The following is an 18138-nucleotide window of genomic DNA, read 5'->3' as shown; positions in this document are numbered from 1 at the left end:
CGTCCCTGCGCTCGCAAGATCATGGCCACGCTGGCGATGCGAGCAGACCGATTCTTCGCCGCCCGCGTCCGGTTCATGCGCGGGACGGTTTAAAAAGTCGAGCGGGGCCGCCGTATTCTGATAGATAGCGTGCGGCAAGATCCCGCAAATGCGGGCGTGACACGCGCGAGACTAGAGGAGGCCCGAAATGGCGCATGCGGATCTTGCGATACTGGGAGGCGTCGGGATTCTCGCGCTGGCCTGCCTGGTCGTGTGCGGTATTTACCTGTACTGGAGCAGCGACAGATACCGCGTCCGGCAGCAGCGCCTGGAGACGCAAATCAGCGTACCTCAGGCGGCGGAGCAAAACGACGAACAGTTTTCGGAACCGGGGGCAACCATGGGCACGCAACTGAGTCATCGCTGCAAAACTTCTCTGTATCGGGCGGTGGCGAACAACGCGCACGGCGAAAGCATCGTGTTTCTGTTTGCCGGCAGCCGCGACGACGCGCGAAAGCGGGCTACCGGCGCGCTGGCCGCTATCCACGGCATCGCGGCCGAAAATGTGTCTCTCTCCAACCTGGCCTCGTTCGGCGAACTGGTCGACGTGGGCGTCAGCGAGGATGAGGAGTTGCGGATATTCGAAATGGCCTGGAAAGGTGCGGATGTGAGTGCCTGGGCCGAACACCCGCTTTTCCTGACCGATGATCCCAGCTTGATAGGCAAGTGGGCCGAACTGTACGCGGACCTTGCGCGGGAGTTGGCCGTCAGCGCGATCGACCGGGCGCGTTAACGACCGGAGCGGGTAGAGCGGACGCCGTCGCCAGAGCCACGCATTGCCGTGCAAGGACATCGGTCGGATCGACCAGGCTGACGCGCGTGCCGGTTGTGCCGACGAAGCTCTTCTTCGGCAATAGAAGCGGCAACTCGGTGCATCCCAGGATGATGACTTCGACACCTTCTGCAACGAGTCCATCAATGGCAGCGGAGATATCGTTCAAACACTGCCCGGTGGTGAATCCCGCTTTCACGCCTTCCTTGCCGTAGATTGCTTCCATTACCCGCGCCTGCAATTCCGGGCGCGGCACGATTTGCCGCAATCCCTCTGATCGCAGTGCTTTCTCGTAGACGCCGCTTGTGATCGTCCCCGAAGTGGCCAGCACGCCGACTGAGCGAAGCACCGGAAACCTCTCTCGAAGATGACGGACCGTCACCGTCAGCATATTGACGATCGGTATGCTCAGATACGGCTGAATGCGTTCGACAAATGCATGCGCGGTGTTGCACGGAATAGCGATGAGATCGGCATCGCCCGACTCGAGCTTCTTGCAGGTCGCGTAAAGCGAAATAGTCGGATCGGGGCCGTCACCGATCAGGTTTTCCGTGCGATCGGGAATCTGGGGGTTCTGTTCAATCAGAAGCCTGATGTGGTCCTGGTCGCGATTTGCCGGCGTGTTGCGTACGATCTTCTGCATGAAATCCACCGTCGCCGCGGGACCAACGCCACCCACCACACCTACCTTGAAGATCGATTCAGGTGAACCGTAATCGCCCGCTATCACGTACTTCGCATATGCAAGATTCGAGTCGATCAGCGGTACCCTGAAAGTGCCCATTTCCTCGGCCACGAGTGCGATTTCGGTCAGGCCCGGCACAATGATATCGGCGCCTTGCGCGATCAGGTCCTCGCACGCCTCGCGCAGAAGCGCGACGGGCCGGCCGGACAGGTTGCCGCTCTTGACGCCGTTCGCGCCGTAGACCGCTTCGGTGACGAGGTCGATGTCCTCGCGTGGGCGGGGATGAATGACTTCGAATTCCGGTGTCGCGAAGTACTTTTCGAACAAGCCTTTTCGACGGGTGAAGTCCGAGGTCAGCACGCCGATTCGCCGCGCCGTCGGAAATTTTCTACGCACATGGCTGCGCACGGCTTCGACCATATCGACAATCTGCAGCGGCGAGTTAGCCTTCAACTCATCGATGAACGTATGGCTGAGAAAGCACGGGAGTACGACGGTCGTCACGCCTCGCTTCTCGAAACTGCTGATCATGTCGAAGATGTACAGTTTCCGCCGAGTCGTTGCTTCGCTACCGGCGACCACGCCGCGAAAGGGATGCTGCTCGAAGATGACGTCGACGTGTTCCGCATCGCTCGACGCGGGCGTCGATTTGACGAGCTTGAAAAAGACGTCGGCGCTCGCCAGTGAACCCAGGCCGCCCACCACGCCGAACTTTTTCCCGCTCAGCACGCTTGCGCTGATCATTTCGTTTCGCCTTGCAATTCCGGCAATTCTTGCAATCGGCCCAAAGCAAGGCTGTCGGCGCCGTCGATAGGTTCGACGGCACGCTTCGCTTCCCACTTCGCAATAACGGCCGTCGCGATGCTATTGCCAATCACATTCGTAGCGGTCCGCCCCATATCGAGAATCTGATCGATGGCGAGGATCAGTACTACGCCGGACGGAGGCAGATGAAACATCGGCGCAACAGCGGCGACCACCACCACGGAACCTCTTGCGACGCCCGCCATTCCCTTGCTGCTCAACATCAGGACCAGCAACATCATGATTTGCGCGCTGAGCGGCATGTCGATACCGAATGCCTGCGCAATGAAGATCGCGGCAAACGCCTGATACATCATCGAGCCGTCGAGATTGAACGCATAGCCGAGCGGCAGCGTAAAGCCGACGACTTTCTTGTCGATGCCGAACGCTTCCAGCTTCTCAGTCAGACGGGGATAAGCAGCCTCACTACTCGCGGTCGAGAAGGCGAGCATGGCGGGTTCCCGGATCGCTTTCAACAACCTCCAGATCGACTTGCCCAGAAAGACATGGCCGACGAGGATGAGGACGATCCACAGCGTGACAAGACCGAGATAGAAACTGCCGACGAGCTTGCCATACGTGGTCAGCACATCCAGGCCGTTCACGGTAATCGCTGACGCAAGAGCGCCGAAAACGCCGATGGGCGCGAGCCGCATCACATAGTCGGTCAGCTTCAGCATGGCCGGTACGAGCGCATCGATGCCGGCGATCAACGGTGTGACACGCGGATCTTTTTTGATGGCGCTTAGAACGACGCCGAACAGGACGGAAAAGACAAGGATCTGCAGGATGTCGTTTCGCGCCATCGCATCGATGATGCTGGAGGGAAACGCATGCGTGACGAAGTCCTTGAAATTCAGGCCCGCGGTGTTCAGGCCCGTGGCCACATCGGAACTGGTCTGCGTCATATGCAGCCCCGCGCCGGGTTGCAGCGCGTTCGCAAGGGCAAGGCCGAGCGCGAGCGAGAAAAGCGACGCGCATACGAACCATCCCACCGACCTGAACCCGATCCTGCGCACATCGCTCGTGCCGTCCATGCCGGCGAGCCCGGACACCAGCGTGGCGAAGACAAGCGGTGCGATGATCATCTTCACAAGCCGCAAGAAAATGTCGGTAATGATCGAGAAGTAACCCGCAATGGTCTTCGCTTCGGCAGCGCCCGTAGCGCTGCGATGACACACATAGCCGACGATCACGCCGAGCGCCATGCCGACCACAATATAGAAAGTAAGACGGTTTTTCATTTCCATCAGTCCGAGGAAGGCGCACGAGGGTCTGACGTGACCGCGGTACGCTGGCAGAAGGCAAAAACGCCGTTAGCGACGCGACGTTTCTGTGTATGGACGGATGTTAGAGATGGACAAAAAACACTCGATGCGGGTCTGGCATGGGGATATGCGAAACTCGCATAAGGCGGGTTAACCCCTAATCGGCCGCCGGCGACGCAGCGCGAAGGTGGCGCCAGAGCATGTCGAGAAACTCATCGCGATTCGACGCATCCCGGTAGGCGCGAAGTTCGACTTCAAGACTCCATGTGTCGCCGCCCGCGAGGACCAACTCGCCCGCATCGAGTTCGGCGACGATCGAGCTTTTTGGAAGCCATGCGACGCCTTCGCCCTCCAGGACCAGTTTCTTGAGAACCTCGGCCATATCGGACTCGTAGTGCGGCCGCAAAGCCGGCGTCGTGTCGATCCGGCTCAAAAGCAGGGCAAGGCAGCGGCCGAAATAACTGGTTTCTGTATACGAAATCAACGGCAATGGACGGGCCGCGGTTCCCGGCAGCCGGAAAATAGGCGCGCCACGTGGATAGGGTCGGCAAACGGGCAGCAGTACATCGACTCCCACGGTGAGATGCTCGTACCTGACCGGGTCGAGGTGCAGCGGAAGCTCCGGGTGATGGTAGGCAAACATCAGTTCGCAGTTGCCGTTCACGAGCATCAGAATGGAGTCGTGGACATTAGTGGGTATCACTCGGGCGCGGATCTCGCCGAAACGTGCCGTGAGCGCCTTCAACCAGGCCGGCAGGAAACTCAGCGCGATCGTATGGCCCGCTGCAATCTGCAAGCCTTTGCCCGCCATGCGTTGATCGATGCGAATGATGGCCCGTGTATCGAACAGTTTTCCCAGTATGTCGACTGCGGCCTCACGAAACAGTTGTCCGGCAGGCGTCAGCGTCGGCGGGAAACTGCTGCGGTCGATCAGGTCCGCGCCCACCCACTGCTCAAGCGATTGAATGCGCCTGCTGAACCCTGACTGGGTGACATTCCGAAACTCCGCCGCGCGCGAGAAGCTTTGATACTGGGAGAGTGCGATGAAGTCTTCGATCCACTTGATTTCCATGTCGGAGCCGTTTTGCGTGTAGTAGGGAGCGCGTGTTTCGAAGTGAGTGTGTGATTCTACGCTGGCGAAATGCGTCGGATATGCCGTGAGGGATGTGCCGAAAACCGGACGCTGGGTTGATACGGAATCCTTCAATTGAAAGCGGCGGTATTCCCCTAATTGCTCCGCGTCGCTCGGCGTTCCCGAAAGTGTGCACGACGTCACAGCAGCGCCAGTTACGATAGCGCACGCTTATTGCTTTAAAAGAGTGCTTATTTGGAGAGAGCGACCGGCAATTTAGCGCAACGTCGCAACGGCTCTCCGGCCAGCCTAGGAGACGTTGCGATGCGAGGAAGAAATGACACGGTACGCGCTGCAATTTTTGCAGTGGCGATCTCACTGCTTACGGCATGCGGCGGACACGGAGGCGACTCGAGTAGCGGCAGCCCAGCTGCTACACCGGCAGGCGGCATCAATCTGCAAATCGTCTCGTTCGGCGACAGCCTTTCCGACGTCGGAACCTACGCGCCGCTCGCAAGCGCGGTTGGCGGCGGTCGTTTTACGACTAATCCCGGGCAGGTGTGGACTCAGAATGTCGCGCAGTACTACGGCGACACGCTAAAGGCTGCGTACACAATCGACATCACGCACAAGCTTACTGCGCAGAGCGGCCTCGGTTATGCAGAAGGCGGTGCTACTGTAGCGACGCCGGCCAACCAGTCCGATTTTCTGACCTCGGTGATCGGCAACATCGAGATGCCGGTCAATCAGCAAGTGTCCAGCTATCTCTCGGCGCATGGCAGTTTCAATTCCAATCAACTGGTGCTCGTCTGGGCCGGCGCAAACGATGTGCTTCGCGCCGGGCAACTGCCTGCTGCGGCGCCGACCGTGCAGACTGCGGCCAACACGCTGGCTCAGGTAATCGGCCAAATCGTCCAGAACGGCGGCGCGCACGTCGTGGTGGTCAATGTTCCGAATGTCGGCCTGTCGCCGACCGGCCTTGCCGCTTCCGACGGCGGCGCAAACTTGACCCAGTTATCGCAACTCTTCAACGACACCTTGAACACCGGATTGCAGACCGTAGGCGTGCAATCGAAAGTCATCCAGGTCGATGCCTATACGTGGTTGAACGGGATCATCGCGAACTTTCAGGCCAATGGCTTTGCCGTGTCGAACACGGGTCAGGCCTGCGACCCCAAGAAAACGCCCGATAACACGTCCTTGCTGTGCTCGCCGCCGACCTACGTGACCAGCAACGCGGACCAGACGTACATGTTCGCCGACGACCTTCATCCGACGACGCATCTGCATTCTCTGTTTGCCCAGTTCGTGGAGCAGCAACTCGCCAAGAGCGGTCTGGGTCACTGACAGCGCCTGGAAAAAACCGCTCACGCCGACATATCGTCACCGGGCGTCCGCGCGTCCGCGTGACGCGTTCGCACGCCAATCACATGACGGTCAACCACGAGTCGAGTAAGCTTGGCAGCATCGTACCCGCTCACTTCCGCACTCCGCAGTAGCGACTACTTCGCAGAGTGACGGCCCTCGGCGAGGAGTGCCTCATGCTGACGCTTTATTCCTATCCCGACCTGTTCGGCGTCGCCGACAACAATCCGTTCGGTCTCAAGGTATTCGCGTTCATGCGTTTGTGCGGGATGGACTTCGAGCATCGGCACATCCTCGACACGAGCCTTGCCCCGCGTGGACAGTTGCCGTATCTGGTCGATGGCGCAGAAACGATCGGCGATAGCGACCGGATCATCGCCCATTTAAAGCACCGGTACGACCTGCGCATCGACCACGCGCTTTCGCCGGGACAATTGAATCTGGACTTCCTGGTGCGAAGAACGCTCGACGACCTGTACTGGCCGATGAGCTTTTCACGCTGGCGCGACGACCGCTTCTGGCCTTCTTTCCGCGACGCCATTCTCGCGACACACGAAGACGTGAGTGCAAGCGATCTCGAAGCCGCGCGCGAACACAACCGGTTGCGCTATCACTATCAAGGCATTGGCCGCTATGAGCCGGAGCAGGTCTATGCGAGAGGTATCGACGATCTGCGTGTCGTGGCGGACCTGCTCGGCGATGACGGATTTGTTTTCGGCTCCGAGCCGACAACCGTCGACGCGGCGATCTATGGCTTTGTCGCCAACATCTACTTCTATCGGATCGACACGCCGTTAAAGCAGTACGTGCTCTCGCGCCCGGAGCTCGTTCGCCATTGCGAGGCCATTCACGAGCGGATCAACAACGAGGTACGCCTACGGGTATCCCCTTGAGGTATGTGGAGAGCCACGTGACGGATCCGACCGAGCAGAACGCGCTGTGCCGCCTCGTGCCGAGCCCCGAGCATCCGGTCGACTGGCTACGCATGTGGGCCGTGACCCTTGCCAAACGACGAACTGGCGGCAGCACGCGGGCTTGAACGCGTGGCTGTCGCAATGCCGGCTGAACAGCCAGAATGCGATCATGCGTGGCATGCGGCCCGACGACACCGCCAAGCTCGCGTTGTTGCAGGAGAGCGGGGCCAAGGCCGCAGCGGCCGCCGCCAGGCTGTCGGCGTTGCTTGCGACGCTAAACTGAACTCATGGAGCCGACCTTGCACGAACTTCGCCTCGAGACATTGCAGGTGGGCGCACTGCGCATGCGTGTGGCCAGCCAGGGCAGCGGTCCGCTAGTGCTGCTATGTCATGGCTTTCCGGAGTCCTGGTACTCCTGGCGACATCAGTTGGCGGCGCTCGCCGCCGCGGGCTTCCGCGCCGTCGCACCCGATATGCGCGGCTATGGCGGCACCGATGCGCCGCCTGATGCGGACTCGTACACGATGCTGCATCTTGTCGGCGACATGGTCGAACTCGTCAACGTGCTCGGTGAAAGCGAGGCGGTGATCGTCGGCCACGATTGGGGCGCGCCGGTCGCCTGGAATTCGGCGATGTTGCGGCCAGATCTGTTTCGTGCGGTTGTCGGCATGAGCGTGCCGTTTCATCCGCCCGCACGGGAGGATTTGCTTAGCGCACTGGATCGGCAAGGGATACGAACATTCTATATGCAGTACTTCCAGACGCCCGGTGTAGCCGAGCATGAGTTCGAGGCCGATCCCGAAGCTGCGATTCGACGCATCACCTTCAGCATGTCGGGCGACGGACCCGAGCGCGTCGTGGCGGGAATATTGGCCCCGGGCGCAGGTTTTCTCGACGGCACGGTCGATCCCGAGACGCTGCCAGGCTGGCTCACCAGCGAAGAGATCGCTTATGTGGCGGGCGAGTTCGCGCGCACGGGTTTCAGAGGCGGCCTCAACTGGTACCGCGGTATTCGACGCTCGTCGGAACTGATGGCCGCATGGCGAGGCGCCGTGATCCGTCAGCCTTCGATGTTCGTGGCCGGCGCAAGAGACGACGTTCTCAAGTTTCCCGGCTCGCAGGCGCGTATCGAGAACCTGACACGCGTGCTGCCCGGATTGCGTGGCTGCCATATTCTCGATGGCGCGGGTCATTGGATTCAGCGGGAACGTTCGGCCGAAGTGAATGACTTGCTAGTTGCGTTCTTGAAGGGACTGTAAATCGGCATGGTCCCTGCCGTGTTCGAGATCGTTCAAAATCTGCTTGCCGGTTCGGCCGCATCACATAAGCACCAGCGCCTTCACCGCTGCCGCGGCGAAGGCGCTGGTCTCAAGCGCTTGACGCCCCCAACGACAGTCAACCGATCTTGTAGCGCGGAGCCGGTTTGCCGACCTGCGTGGCGGCAAACAACGCCGCGCGGGCAGTGTCGTAGGTGTCCCACAGGCTCGCGTCGGCCACCGACGGCCATGTGACAGCTTCGCCCTGATCGAAGCCGGACAAAGCCGCATCGACCATGTTCTCCGTCGTCATCACCGACTCTTTCTGCAGCGCCGAAAGTGGGATGCCCGATTCGTCCCAGATTTCGGTTGCCGTCGATGCCGGAAGGACGAGCTGCACCTTCACGCCAGTCTCCGCGAGTTCCTGCTGAAGGCCACGGGTGTATTGCAGAACGAAGGCTTTGGTCCCGCTGTAGACGGCGCTGACGGGAAGCGAGTGGATCGCCAGAACAGAGGCGATATTGACGATGACGCCTTCGTTTCGCGACACGAATGCCGGCACAGCAGCCTGCGTCAGCCGGGTGAGGGCCGTGATGTTGAGCGCGATTTGCGAGCGCGTGTCTTCGGCGGAGGATTGTGCGACCGGCCGCAGTCGCGCGAGACCGGCGTTGTTGACCAGCACGCGCACGGCCGTATTGGTGGCGAGAATCTTCTCGACCCGCGTCAGATCGGCGTCGTTCGTCAGGTCCGCGACAACTGAGTCGACCTTGACACCATGTGCCGCCGTTACCTTCGCAGCCAGCGCTTCGAGGCGATCTGCGCGCCGTGCGACAAGGACGAGATCGTAACCGCGCGCGGCAAGGCGGTCCGCGTAGACAGCACCGATACCGGACGACGCGCCGGTTACAACAGCAACTTTCCGTGAACTGGTCATCTGTGACTCCGTTAGTTTGGTACTCAACTATAATAATTGAGGGCTCAAGTATATAGCCGGACGTCACCCCCTTGTCAACAGTGCAGTACTCAACCATCCTATGCGTATGGGAAAGAAAATTGATTCACTGGCGAATCCGGACGATCTGGATCGGCCAGCTACAGATGAGCGGGATATCCTCGGCGAGCTCGCGTGTACGAACACGGCGTTACGACGCGCCGCGCGCAGACTGGGCCAGCTATACGACGAGGCGCTGGCTCCGCTCGACCTCAAAGCCACTCAGATCGGCCTGATTGCCGAAATTGAGCGTTTTTCCGCCAACGGCAGTGCAGAGGGGCCGACATTGCAGGATCTGGCGGCTCGGCTCGCCATCCAGATTTCGGCATTGACGCATGCGTTAAGGCCGCTGGTGCGGGACGGGCTGGTGGAATTGCGCCAGGACGCCGAGGACAGGCGGACAAAACACGGCGTTCTCACCCGCCTCGGCAAGAAGCGCCTCTCGGAGGCATTGGTGCTTTGGGCCGAAGCGAACAATCGCGTGGAAGACGTGTTGGGCCGCGACTCGGCGGCAACGCTGCGGGCGCTCGCGGACGAAGTGGCGTCCGACGAGTTTCTCACCGCCTATCACGGGGAATAGCCTGCCGGCCGGTGACGATCACCGGCCGGTGCAGATGCTGCGACGCTACGCCCCCGAACGGCCGCCCAGATGCTGCGCAAGAAAGGCTTCCATCGCCTCGTAGAACTCGAACTGGTTTTCTTCGTTGTGGAAGCCGTGCCCTTCGTTGTCTTTGAGCATGTACTTGACGTCGATCCCACGCTCGCGCAGCGCGCTCACGATCTGGTCGCTTTCGGCTTGCTTGACTCGCGGATCGTTCGCGCCTTGCGCGACAAATAGCGGCGTCACGATCCGATCCACGAAAAATAGCGGCGATGCATCGTGCAGCGCCTGCTTGCCCGATTCGGTTTGCGGGTTACCGATCATCTCGTACATCATGTCGAGCATCGGCTTCCAATACGGCGGCAACGATTCGAGCAAGGTGAACAGGTTCGAGACGCCGACATAATCCACTGCAGCCGCATAGCGCGTGGGTGTGAACGCTACGCCGGCGAGCACCGCGTAGCCTCCGTAGCTCGCGCCGTAGATGCCCACGCGCGCGGGGTCGACCAGACCTTGCCCGACGAGCCAGTCGATGCCGTCGTCGATGTCGTCCTGCATCGACTTGCCCCATTGACCGAAGCTCGCTTCCCAGAACGCGCGTCCATAGCCCGTCGATCCGCGGAAGTTCAGCTGCAAGACGGCATACCCGCGATTGGCGAGCAATTGCACTTCGGGATTGAATCCCCACGAATCGCGCGCCCAAGGTCCTCCGTGCGGATTGACGATCAATGGAAGCGAGCGCTCCAGCTTCTGCCCGAGTTCGATGCCCGCGGGCAACGTCAAATAGCCGTTGATCTGCAACCCATCGCGCGCGACGAAGCTGATCGGTTCCATGCGCGCCATGTCCGCGGCGTCGAGCCAAGGCATCAGTTCAGTGAGCCTGGACAGATGGCGGCTGGCGATATCGTATGTCCAGATCGAGCCCGGCGACAGGTCGCTCGAAGCGTGCACGATCGCGCGCGACTCGTCGCGCGTGATGCTCGTGATCGCGATTTCCTGGCCGGGCAACTGACGCGCCAGATCCTCGTGAATCGAGCGAGCCCACTCGTCGAAGAAATGCCGATGCAGGCGGTCGTCCACATACCACGCGGCAGTCAACACGCGCCGATGGGTCGAAAACGTCAAGCCGCCCACGTCCACGTGTTCCGTTTCGAACAGCAGTTCGCCTTCCTGCGCGGTCTGCGGGTCGAACTCGAAGATGGCCGTCTTGTCCCGGCCTCGATTGGATAGCACGTACAAGCGCCGATCGTCGAAGGTGAAGAATAGCGGCGACACCGTTTCGCGAAAGTTGGTCGTCAGGATCGGGCGGAACGGTTCGGTTTCGGTATCGCGATAGAGCAGGGTCGTGTTGACGCCGTCCGAGGCCGTCGCGACGCGCAGGCTGCCGGCGTGGTCGGTCATCCAGCCCATGATGTTGCCGGGGTTTTCAGCGATCGGAGTGAACGCGCCCGTAACGACATCGACGCGAAACACGTCGAACACCTGCGGGTCGCGCCGGTTCATCTGGATCAGGATATGGCGGTCATCGTCCCGGAGATCGTCGACGATGCTCGCCTTGACGCCTTCGAACGGCGTCAGGTCGACCGGTTCGCCGCCGTGGATCGGCACGGACAGCACGTGATAGTTTTCGTCGCCGCCAAAGTCCTTGACGAACAGAATGCGGTCGTTGCCTTTCCAGGCGTGGCCAGGTACGTCGCGTTCGGTTTCGTTGGTCAGCGCCCGCGCGTCTCCAAGCGGTGAGCCGTCGGGGCCGACTTCCTGAACGAAGATGTTCTGGCGGCCCGCATGCCGGGTCAAGAACGAGAGATGCCGGCCATCCGGCGAAATCGTGAACTGGTGTTTCTCGGGCCTGCGGAAAAAGTCGCGTACCGAGTAGAGCTTGACGGTCCGGTCAGCGGCTTCTTTATCGTTGACAGCACTCATGCAGTCCTCCTCAAAAGCCCCATTTGACCATGCGCGCCAAACCTGCGTCCTATCCGCGCGGCGTGAGCAGGCAATCCTTCAGACTGATTGCCATTCTGTTACGCTGACACCCAGATTACGATTGGTACGAAATAAAATATTCAACGAAAGCAATCGTTATCGATACGGTAAACGCCGGCGAACTTAATTGTCGACCGATTGTATGGTTAACACCAATTTAAACGTAAACGAACAAAAAGGAACATCGAATCCGTTGTTTTGATTTCCTTTCAGAAAAAGGGGCGCGCCTTGCCGTCCGCCCAAAATGAGCCAGAAGGCACCCGCAGCACCGGAGACGCACTAGAACAAAGGAGAGCGATTTGGTCTTGGAACTGGAGCGGGTGACAGTCGTTTCGGGCGCTCAGACGCACCTGTACGGCGTCGATCTGCGGCTTGTCCCCGGCGCGATCAACGTGCTGCTTGGACCGACGCAAGCCGGCAAGACCACCCTGATGCGCGTGATGGCCGGACTCGACCGCCCGGCTTCGGGCCGGGTGCTGGCCGACGGCAACGACGTGACCGGCGTCAGCGTCAGGCAGCGCAACCTCGCCATGGTCTACCAGCAATTCATCAACTATCCGGCCATGACGGTGTTCGACAACATCGCGTCGCCGCTGAAGCTCCAAAAGACTCCCGCCGACGAAGTCAAAAGGCGCGTCCACGAAGTCGCCGCCAAACTCCATATCGATCACCTGCTGCAACGGCGTCCGGGCGAACTGTCCGGCGGCCAGCAGCAGCGTTGTGCATTGGCGCGGGCGCTGGTCAAGCGCTCGTCGCTGGTATTGCTCGACGAACCGCTCGTCAATCTCGACTACAAGCTGCGCGAGGAATTGCGCGTCGAACTGGCGACGCTGTTCGCGGACGGCAAAACCACCGTCGTCTACGCGACGACCGAACCGCTTGAAGCGCTGCTGCTCGGCGGCTATACGGCGATCGTCGACAAGGGGCGCGTGCTGCAACACGGCCCGACGCTCGACGTGTACAACGCGCCCGCCAATATCGACGTCGCGGCCGTCTTCAACGATCCGCCGATGAACATGCTCGCCAGCGACCTCACCGCCGACGGCACCGCGCGCCTGCCGATCGGCATCGACGTGCCGCTCGGGCGGGCCAGCGCGCGAGCTGTCAGTGGAAAGGAAACGTTCCGCATCGGCGTGCGCCCAGGCCATCTGCGACTGGCGCCGCGGACACCGCGCTCCGTCGCCGTGCCGTGCCGGCTCGAACTGGCCGAATTGAGCGGCTCCGAAACCTATCTGCATCTGCACACGCGGCAAGGCGGCATCGACCTGGTGGCACAACTGCAAGGCGTGCATCAGATCGATCTCGGTACGGAACTCGACGTGTACATCGACCCCGACGAACTGTTCGTGTTCGGCGCGGACACGACGCTGGTGTCTGGCCCGGAGGCCGCTCATGGCGCGCATTGAGTTCCAGAATCTCGCGCACGCTTACGCACCCAACCCCGCCACGCTCGACGACTACGCGTTGCAACCGATGAGCATGGTCTGGGAAGACGGCGGCGCGTTTGCGTTGCTCGGGCCGTCCGGTTGCGGCAAGTCCACGCTGCTCAACATCGTGTCCGGCCTGGTGACGCCGTCGGAAGGCAAGGTGCTGTTCGACGGCAGCGACATCACGGCAAAGAGCCCGCGCGAACGCAACATTGCGCAAGTGTTCCAGTTCCCGGTGATCTACGACACGATGAGCGTCTTCGACAACCTCGCGTTCCCGCTGCGCAACCGGAAAATGTCGGTACGTGACGTGAAACAGCGCGTTCACGAAGTGGCGGAGATTCTCGACATGACGCGCGAATTGCCGCGCAAGGCGAACAATCTGTCGGCGGACGCGAAGCAGAAAATCTCGCTTGGGCGCGGCCTCGTGCGCAAGGACGTCGCCGCGATCCTGTTCGATGAACCGTTGACCGTCATCGACCCGCATATGAAGTGGATCCTGCGTCGTCAGTTGAAGAAGATTCATCAGCAACTGAAGCTGACGCTGATCTACGTGACGCACGATCAGGTCGAGGCGTTGACCTTCGCGGATGAAGTCGTCGTGATGACGAACGGCCGTGTCGTGCAGAAAGGCGATCCGGGCGCGCTGTTTTTGCGGCCCGATCACGCGTTCGTCGGCTATTTCATCGGCAGCCCGGGCATGAATCTCTGCCCGATCGAACTGAACGCCGACGGCATCAAAATCGGCACGCAGCATTTACAACTCGACCCGCCTACGCTCGATACGCTGAAGCACGCCAACGGCAACCTGACGCTCGGTATTCGCCCGGAGTTCGTACGCGTGGTGAGCGACGGTGAAGCCGGCGCGGTGAAAGCGCACCTGCTGCGTGTGCAGCAACTCGGCAATTACCAACTCGTCACTGCGCAATGCGACGGGCACGTCTTCAGGGCAAAAGTCGAACCGCATCTGCGGGTCGACGAAGGAGCGGTCTGGTTGAAGCTTGCCACGGCGGAAACCGTGTTCTTCAGCAACGATGAAAGGATCACGCGATGAACAAGCCCGTCAACCAGAAGGCGTGGCTGCTGGTCGTGCCGGTGTTCATCTGCGTCGCGTTTTCCGCCATCTTGCCGCTTATGACGGTGGTCAACTATTCGGTGCAGGACATCATCAGCCCGACGCAGCATGTGTTCGTCGGCACCGAGTGGTTTCGCGCGATCATCAACGACGACGACCTGCGCGGCGCGCTCGGTCGGCAGATCATCTTCTCCGCGTGCGTGCTGCTGTTCGAGATTCCGCTCGGCGTCGGTCTTGCACTCGCAATGCCCGCTTCCGGCTGGCGCGCGTCGGCTTCGCTGGTCGTGCTGGCCATGCCGCTGCTGATTCCATGGAATGTGGTCGGCACGATCTGGCAAATTTTCGGGCGGCCGGATATCGGCCTGCTCGGCTATGCGCTCAATCACGCGGGCATCGAATATAACTACACGGCCAGTCCCGCCGCCGCGTGGATAACGGTGCTGGTGATGGACATCTGGCATTGGACGCCGCTCGTCGCGCTGCTCTGCTATGCCGGCTTGCGTGCGATTCCCGACGCCTTCTATCAGGCCGCCGAAATCGACGGCGCGAGCCGCTTCGCGGTATTCCGCTATATCGAGCTGCCGAAGATGCGCGGCGTGTTGATGATCGCGGTGCTGCTGCGTTTCATGGACAGCTTCATGATCTACACCGAGCCGTTCGTACTGACGGGCGGCGGCCCCGGCGATTCGACCACCTTCCTGTCGCAGTACCTCACGCAAAAAGCGGTCGGTCAATTCGACCTCGGCCCGGCGGCGGCGTTTTCGCTGATCTACTTCCTGATCATCCTGTTGCTGTGTTTCATTCTGTACAACTGGATGGAGCGCGTCGGCAAGGGCGGCCCGGCCACCAGCGGAGACGACTATGCGCAATAACCGCTGGATGCGCGTCGTCGTACTCACGTTATACATCCTGTTCGCGCTGATTCCGCTCTACTGGATGCTGTCGATCTCGCTGCGCACGAACGAAGAGACGATGTCGGCGTTTGCAATCTGGCCGCACCACGTGACCTTCGACAACTACAAGGTCATCTTCACCGACCCGTCCTGGTACTGGGGCTACATCAACTCGATCATCTACGTGCTGATGAACACGGTGATGTCGGTGCTGGTCGCGCTGCCCGCCGCGTACGCGTTCTCGCGCTATCGCTTTCTCGGCGACAAGCACATGTTCTTCTGGTTGCTCACCAACCGGATGACGCCGCCCGCCGTGTTCCTGCTGCCGTTCTTCCAGCTGTATTCGAGCGTCGGTTTGATGGACACGTATATCGCGGTCGCGCTCGCGCACATGCTGTTCAACGTGCCGCTCGCGGTATGGATTCTCGAAGGCTTCATGTCGGGCGTGCCGCGTGAAATCGACGAAACCGCCTACATCGACGGCTATACGTTCCCGGCGTTCTTCGTGAAGATTTTCCTGCCGCTGATCAAGTCGGGTGTCGGCGTGACAGCGTTCTTCTGCTTCATGTTCAGCTGGGTCGAACTCCTGCTCGCGCGCACGCTCACCACGGTCAACGCCAAGCCGATTGCCGCCGTGATGACGCGCACGGTATCGGCGGCGGGCATGGATTGGGGCGTGCTCTCGGCGGCGGGCGTGCTGACCATCGTGCCCGGCGCGCTCGTCATCTATTTCGTGCGGAACTACATCGCGAAGGGCTTTGCGATGGGGAGAGTCTGATGCTCACGTGGATGTATTGGACACCGGAAGTGGCGATCTTTTTCGGCTGCGTCGTGGTGATGCTGGCGGGCATGACCGTGTGGGAAATCCGCTCGCCCACCGTCGAACGCAAAGGCTTCCTGCCGATCGGCACCACGCGTGGCGACCGGCTCTTTATCGGATTGCTGATTGCCGCGTATATCAATCTCGCGTGGATCGGCATCAGCGCGGAACATGCGAGCGCGTGGCCCGGTTTCGCGGCGTCGATGCTCGTGCTGCTGATCGTCATGTGGAAAGGATGAACAGCGTTGCGTCCTGAAGGTTTGCGTATCTGGACAGACCGGTTCCGTTGATGCCCCGGGCGGACCTCGGCAGTTGATCCAAGGGGTGCGGAGACACAGGAGAGAGCCATGCAACAGAGGAGACGAATCGTCACGCTCGCCGTGGCAGGCGTCATCGCGACTGGCTTCACGAGCCACGCGGCGATTGCCGGCACGCCCGAAGCGCAGAAGTGGGTCGATAGCGAGTTCCAGCCCAGCACGCTATCGAAGCAGCAGCAGATGGACGAGATGAAGTGGTTCATCGATACCGCTGCGACGCTCAAATCGGCAGGCGTCAAAGAAGTGCACGTGGTGTCCGAAACACTCGACACGCACATGTACGAATCGAAAACGCTCGCCAAGGCGTTCACCGAAATCACCGGCATTTCAGTCAAGCACGACATTATCCAGGAAGGCGACGTCGTCGAGAAACTGCAGACGTCGATGCAATCCGGCCAGAGCATTTACGACGGCTGGATTTCCGACTCCGACCTGATCGGCACGCATTATCGCTATGGCGTGATCATGCCGCTGTCCGACTATATGGCCGGCGAAGGCAAGAAATATACGAACCCTGGTCTCGACATCAAAGACTTCATCGGCACGAGTTTCACGACCGCGCCGGACAAGAAGCTCTATCAATTGCCCGACCAGCAGTTCGCGAATCTTTACTGGTTCCGCGCCGACTGGTTCGCGCGCAAGGACCTGCAGGACAAGTTCAAGGCGAAATACGGCTATGAACTCGGCGTGCCGGTGAACTGGTCCGCGTATGAGGACATCGCCGAATTCTTCACGAACGACGTGAAGAATATCGACGGCGAAAAAGTCTATGGGCACATGGACTACGGCAAGAAAGACCCGTCGTTGGGATGGCGCTTTACCGATGCATGGCTCTCGATGGCGGGCGAAGCCGACAAGGGCATCCCGAACGGCATGCCGGTCGACGAATGGGGCGTGCGCGTCACGCCGGACGGTTGCCATGCGGTGGGCGCGTCGGTCTCGCGCGGCGGCGGCACGAACAGCCCGGCCGCGGTGTTCGCGACTACCAAATACATCGACTGGTTGAAGAAGTTCGCGCCGCCCGAAGCCTCGGGCATGACCTTCAACGAAGCGGGACCGGTGCCGGCGCAAGGCAAGATTGCCCAGCAGATCTTCTGGTACAGCGCATTCACCGCATCGATGCTGAAACCCGGCAACGTGACCAACGCGGATGGCACGCCGAAATGGCGGATGGCGCCGTCGCCGCACGGTCCGTACTGGAAGGACGGCATGCAGAACGGCTATCAGGACGTCGGTTCGTGGACCTTCTTCAAGTCGACGCCGCCGAACCAGCGCGCTGCCGCGTGGTTATACGCGCAGTTCGTCACGTCCAAAACCGTCTCGCTGAAGAAGTCGATTACCGGTCTCACGTTCATCCGCGATTCCGATATTCATAGCGATTACTTCACGAAGAACGCGGACAAGTACGGCGGATTGATCGAGTTCTATCGAAGCCCGGCGCGTGTCGCGTGGACGCCGACCGGTAACAACGTGCCCGATTATCCGAAGATGGCGCAACTGTGGTGGAAGAACGTCGCGACGGCAGTTGCCGGCGAAAAGACACCGCAAGCCGCGATGGACAATCTGGCGAAGGAAATGGACCAGGTGTTGGGCCGTTTGCAGCGCGCAGGGATGAAGGTCTGCGCGCCGGAGCTGAATCCGGAAAGCTCTCCGGACAAATGGCTCTCGGATCAGCACGCACCGTGGAAGAAGCTGGCGAACGAGAAGCCGAAAGGCGAAACGGTCAAGTACGACCAGTTGCTGACCGCGTGGAAGCAGGGGAAAGTGCGGTGAGCGTGGCGATGCGGTAATTCAGCAGAGTTTGAAGCGGGCGGCCTGTTCAGGTCGCCCGCTTCATTTCAATCGCTGGAGGCGCG

General features: G+C 60.6%; 18 protein-coding genes. 13 read left to right on the top strand and 5 right to left on the bottom strand.

The window, feature by feature from the left end; translation table 11 throughout:
- Nucleotides 1-187: 187 nt before the first annotated feature.
- A complete protein-coding gene (locus PQR54_RS29295) occupies nt 188-772 on the top strand; it encodes a hypothetical protein (RefSeq protein WP_408251863.1) in 585 nt (194 codons plus the stop codon).
- On the opposite strand, the gene cuyB is transcribed toward PQR54_RS29295, so the two are convergent.
- The 3 genes from cuyB to PQR54_RS29280 form a co-directional block, all read right to left on the bottom strand.
- Nucleotides 747-2240 (bottom strand): cysteate racemase, encoded by a 1494-nt coding sequence (gene cuyB / locus PQR54_RS29290; protein ID WP_408251861.1) that lies wholly within the window; start codon nt 2238-2240, stop codon nt 747-749. The genes PQR54_RS29295 and cuyB overlap by 26 nt on opposite strands.
- Nucleotides 2237-3544, bottom strand: a complete 1308-nt coding sequence (locus PQR54_RS29285; RefSeq protein ID WP_408251859.1) for a dicarboxylate/amino acid:cation symporter — start codon at nt 3542-3544, stop codon at nt 2237-2239. The genes cuyB and PQR54_RS29285 overlap by 4 nt, the downstream gene beginning before the upstream one ends.
- 181 nt (nt 3545-3725) lie before the next feature.
- Nucleotides 3726-4640, bottom strand: a complete 915-nt coding sequence (locus PQR54_RS29280; protein WP_408251857.1) for a LysR substrate-binding domain-containing protein — start codon at nt 4638-4640, stop codon at nt 3726-3728.
- 324 nt (nt 4641-4964) lie between these two features.
- On the opposite strand from PQR54_RS29280, the gene PQR54_RS29275 reads away from it, so the two are divergent.
- The 5 genes from PQR54_RS29275 to PQR54_RS29255 all read left to right on the top strand — a co-directional run bounded on the left by PQR54_RS29275 (nt 4965) and on the right by PQR54_RS29255 (nt 8178).
- On the top strand, nt 4965-5987 hold the full coding sequence (locus PQR54_RS29275; protein ID WP_408251855.1) for an SGNH/GDSL hydrolase family protein: 1023 nt from the start codon (nt 4965-4967) through the stop codon (nt 5985-5987).
- 194 nt (nt 5988-6181) lie between these two features.
- A complete protein-coding gene (locus PQR54_RS29270; protein WP_408251853.1) occupies nt 6182-6898 on the top strand; it encodes a glutathione S-transferase C-terminal domain-containing protein in 717 nt (238 codons plus the stop codon).
- A gap of 17 nt (nt 6899-6915) precedes the next feature.
- Nucleotides 6916-7044 carry a hypothetical protein gene (locus tag PQR54_RS29265; protein ID WP_408251851.1) on the top strand — a complete coding sequence of 43 codons (129 nt, stop codon included), beginning with the start codon at nt 6916-6918 and terminating at the stop codon, nt 7042-7044.
- Nucleotides 7041-7202, top strand: a complete 162-nt coding sequence (locus PQR54_RS29260; protein WP_408251850.1) for a hypothetical protein — start codon at nt 7041-7043, stop codon at nt 7200-7202. Before PQR54_RS29265 ends, PQR54_RS29260 begins: the two co-directional genes overlap by 4 nt.
- A 16-nt stretch (nt 7203-7218) precedes the next feature.
- Complete coding sequence (locus PQR54_RS29255) at nt 7219-8178, top strand: alpha/beta fold hydrolase (protein WP_408251848.1); 960 nt, start codon at nt 7219-7221, stop codon at nt 8176-8178.
- 136 nt (nt 8179-8314) lie between these two features.
- Here PQR54_RS29255 and PQR54_RS29250 read toward each other — a convergent pair whose 3' ends face one another.
- Entirely contained in the window at nt 8315-9109 is a 795-nt protein-coding gene (locus tag PQR54_RS29250) for an SDR family NAD(P)-dependent oxidoreductase (RefSeq protein WP_408251846.1), read from the bottom strand.
- Between the two features lie 106 nt (nt 9110-9215).
- On the opposite strand from PQR54_RS29250, the gene PQR54_RS29245 reads away from it, so the two are divergent.
- Complete coding sequence (locus tag PQR54_RS29245) at nt 9216-9746, top strand: MarR family winged helix-turn-helix transcriptional regulator (protein ID WP_408251844.1); 531 nt, start codon at nt 9216-9218, stop codon at nt 9744-9746.
- A gap of 45 nt (nt 9747-9791) precedes the next feature.
- Here PQR54_RS29245 and PQR54_RS29240 read toward each other — a convergent pair whose 3' ends face one another.
- Nucleotides 9792-11690, bottom strand: a complete 1899-nt coding sequence (locus PQR54_RS29240) for a S9 family peptidase (RefSeq protein ID WP_408251842.1) — start codon at nt 11688-11690, stop codon at nt 9792-9794.
- A 359-nt stretch (nt 11691-12049) separates the two neighbouring features.
- On the opposite strand from PQR54_RS29240, the gene PQR54_RS29235 reads away from it, so the two are divergent.
- The 6 genes from PQR54_RS29235 to PQR54_RS29210 all read left to right on the top strand — a co-directional run bounded on the left by PQR54_RS29235 (nt 12050) and on the right by PQR54_RS29210 (nt 18055).
- Entirely contained in the window at nt 12050-13156 is a 1107-nt protein-coding gene (locus PQR54_RS29235) for an ABC transporter ATP-binding protein (protein ID WP_408251840.1), read from the top strand.
- Entirely contained in the window at nt 13143-14231 is a 1089-nt protein-coding gene (locus PQR54_RS29230) for an ABC transporter ATP-binding protein (RefSeq protein ID WP_408251838.1), read from the top strand. The genes PQR54_RS29235 and PQR54_RS29230 overlap by 14 nt, the downstream gene beginning before the upstream one ends.
- On the top strand, nt 14228-15124 hold the full coding sequence (locus PQR54_RS29225; protein WP_408251836.1) for a carbohydrate ABC transporter permease: 897 nt from the start codon (nt 14228-14230) through the stop codon (nt 15122-15124). Before PQR54_RS29230 ends, PQR54_RS29225 begins: the two co-directional genes overlap by 4 nt.
- Complete coding sequence (locus PQR54_RS29220) at nt 15114-15923, top strand: carbohydrate ABC transporter permease (RefSeq protein ID WP_323048438.1); 810 nt, start codon at nt 15114-15116, stop codon at nt 15921-15923. Before PQR54_RS29225 ends, PQR54_RS29220 begins: the two co-directional genes overlap by 11 nt.
- Entirely contained in the window at nt 15923-16204 is a 282-nt protein-coding gene (locus tag PQR54_RS29215) for a DUF2160 domain-containing protein (RefSeq protein ID WP_408251834.1), read from the top strand. Before PQR54_RS29220 ends, PQR54_RS29215 begins: the two co-directional genes overlap by 1 nt.
- A 108-nt stretch (nt 16205-16312) precedes the next feature.
- On the top strand, nt 16313-18055 hold the full coding sequence (locus tag PQR54_RS29210; RefSeq protein WP_408251832.1) for an ABC transporter substrate-binding protein: 1743 nt from the start codon (nt 16313-16315) through the stop codon (nt 18053-18055).
- The last annotated feature ends 83 nt before the right edge of the window (nt 18056-18138 follow it).

It is taken from the genome of Paraburkholderia phytofirmans (assembly GCF_046028095.1).
GTDB classification, from domain to species: Bacteria; Pseudomonadota; Gammaproteobacteria; order Burkholderiales; family Burkholderiaceae; genus Paraburkholderia; species Paraburkholderia phytofirmans_A.
This window is presented reverse-complemented; position numbering and strand designations above follow the sequence as displayed.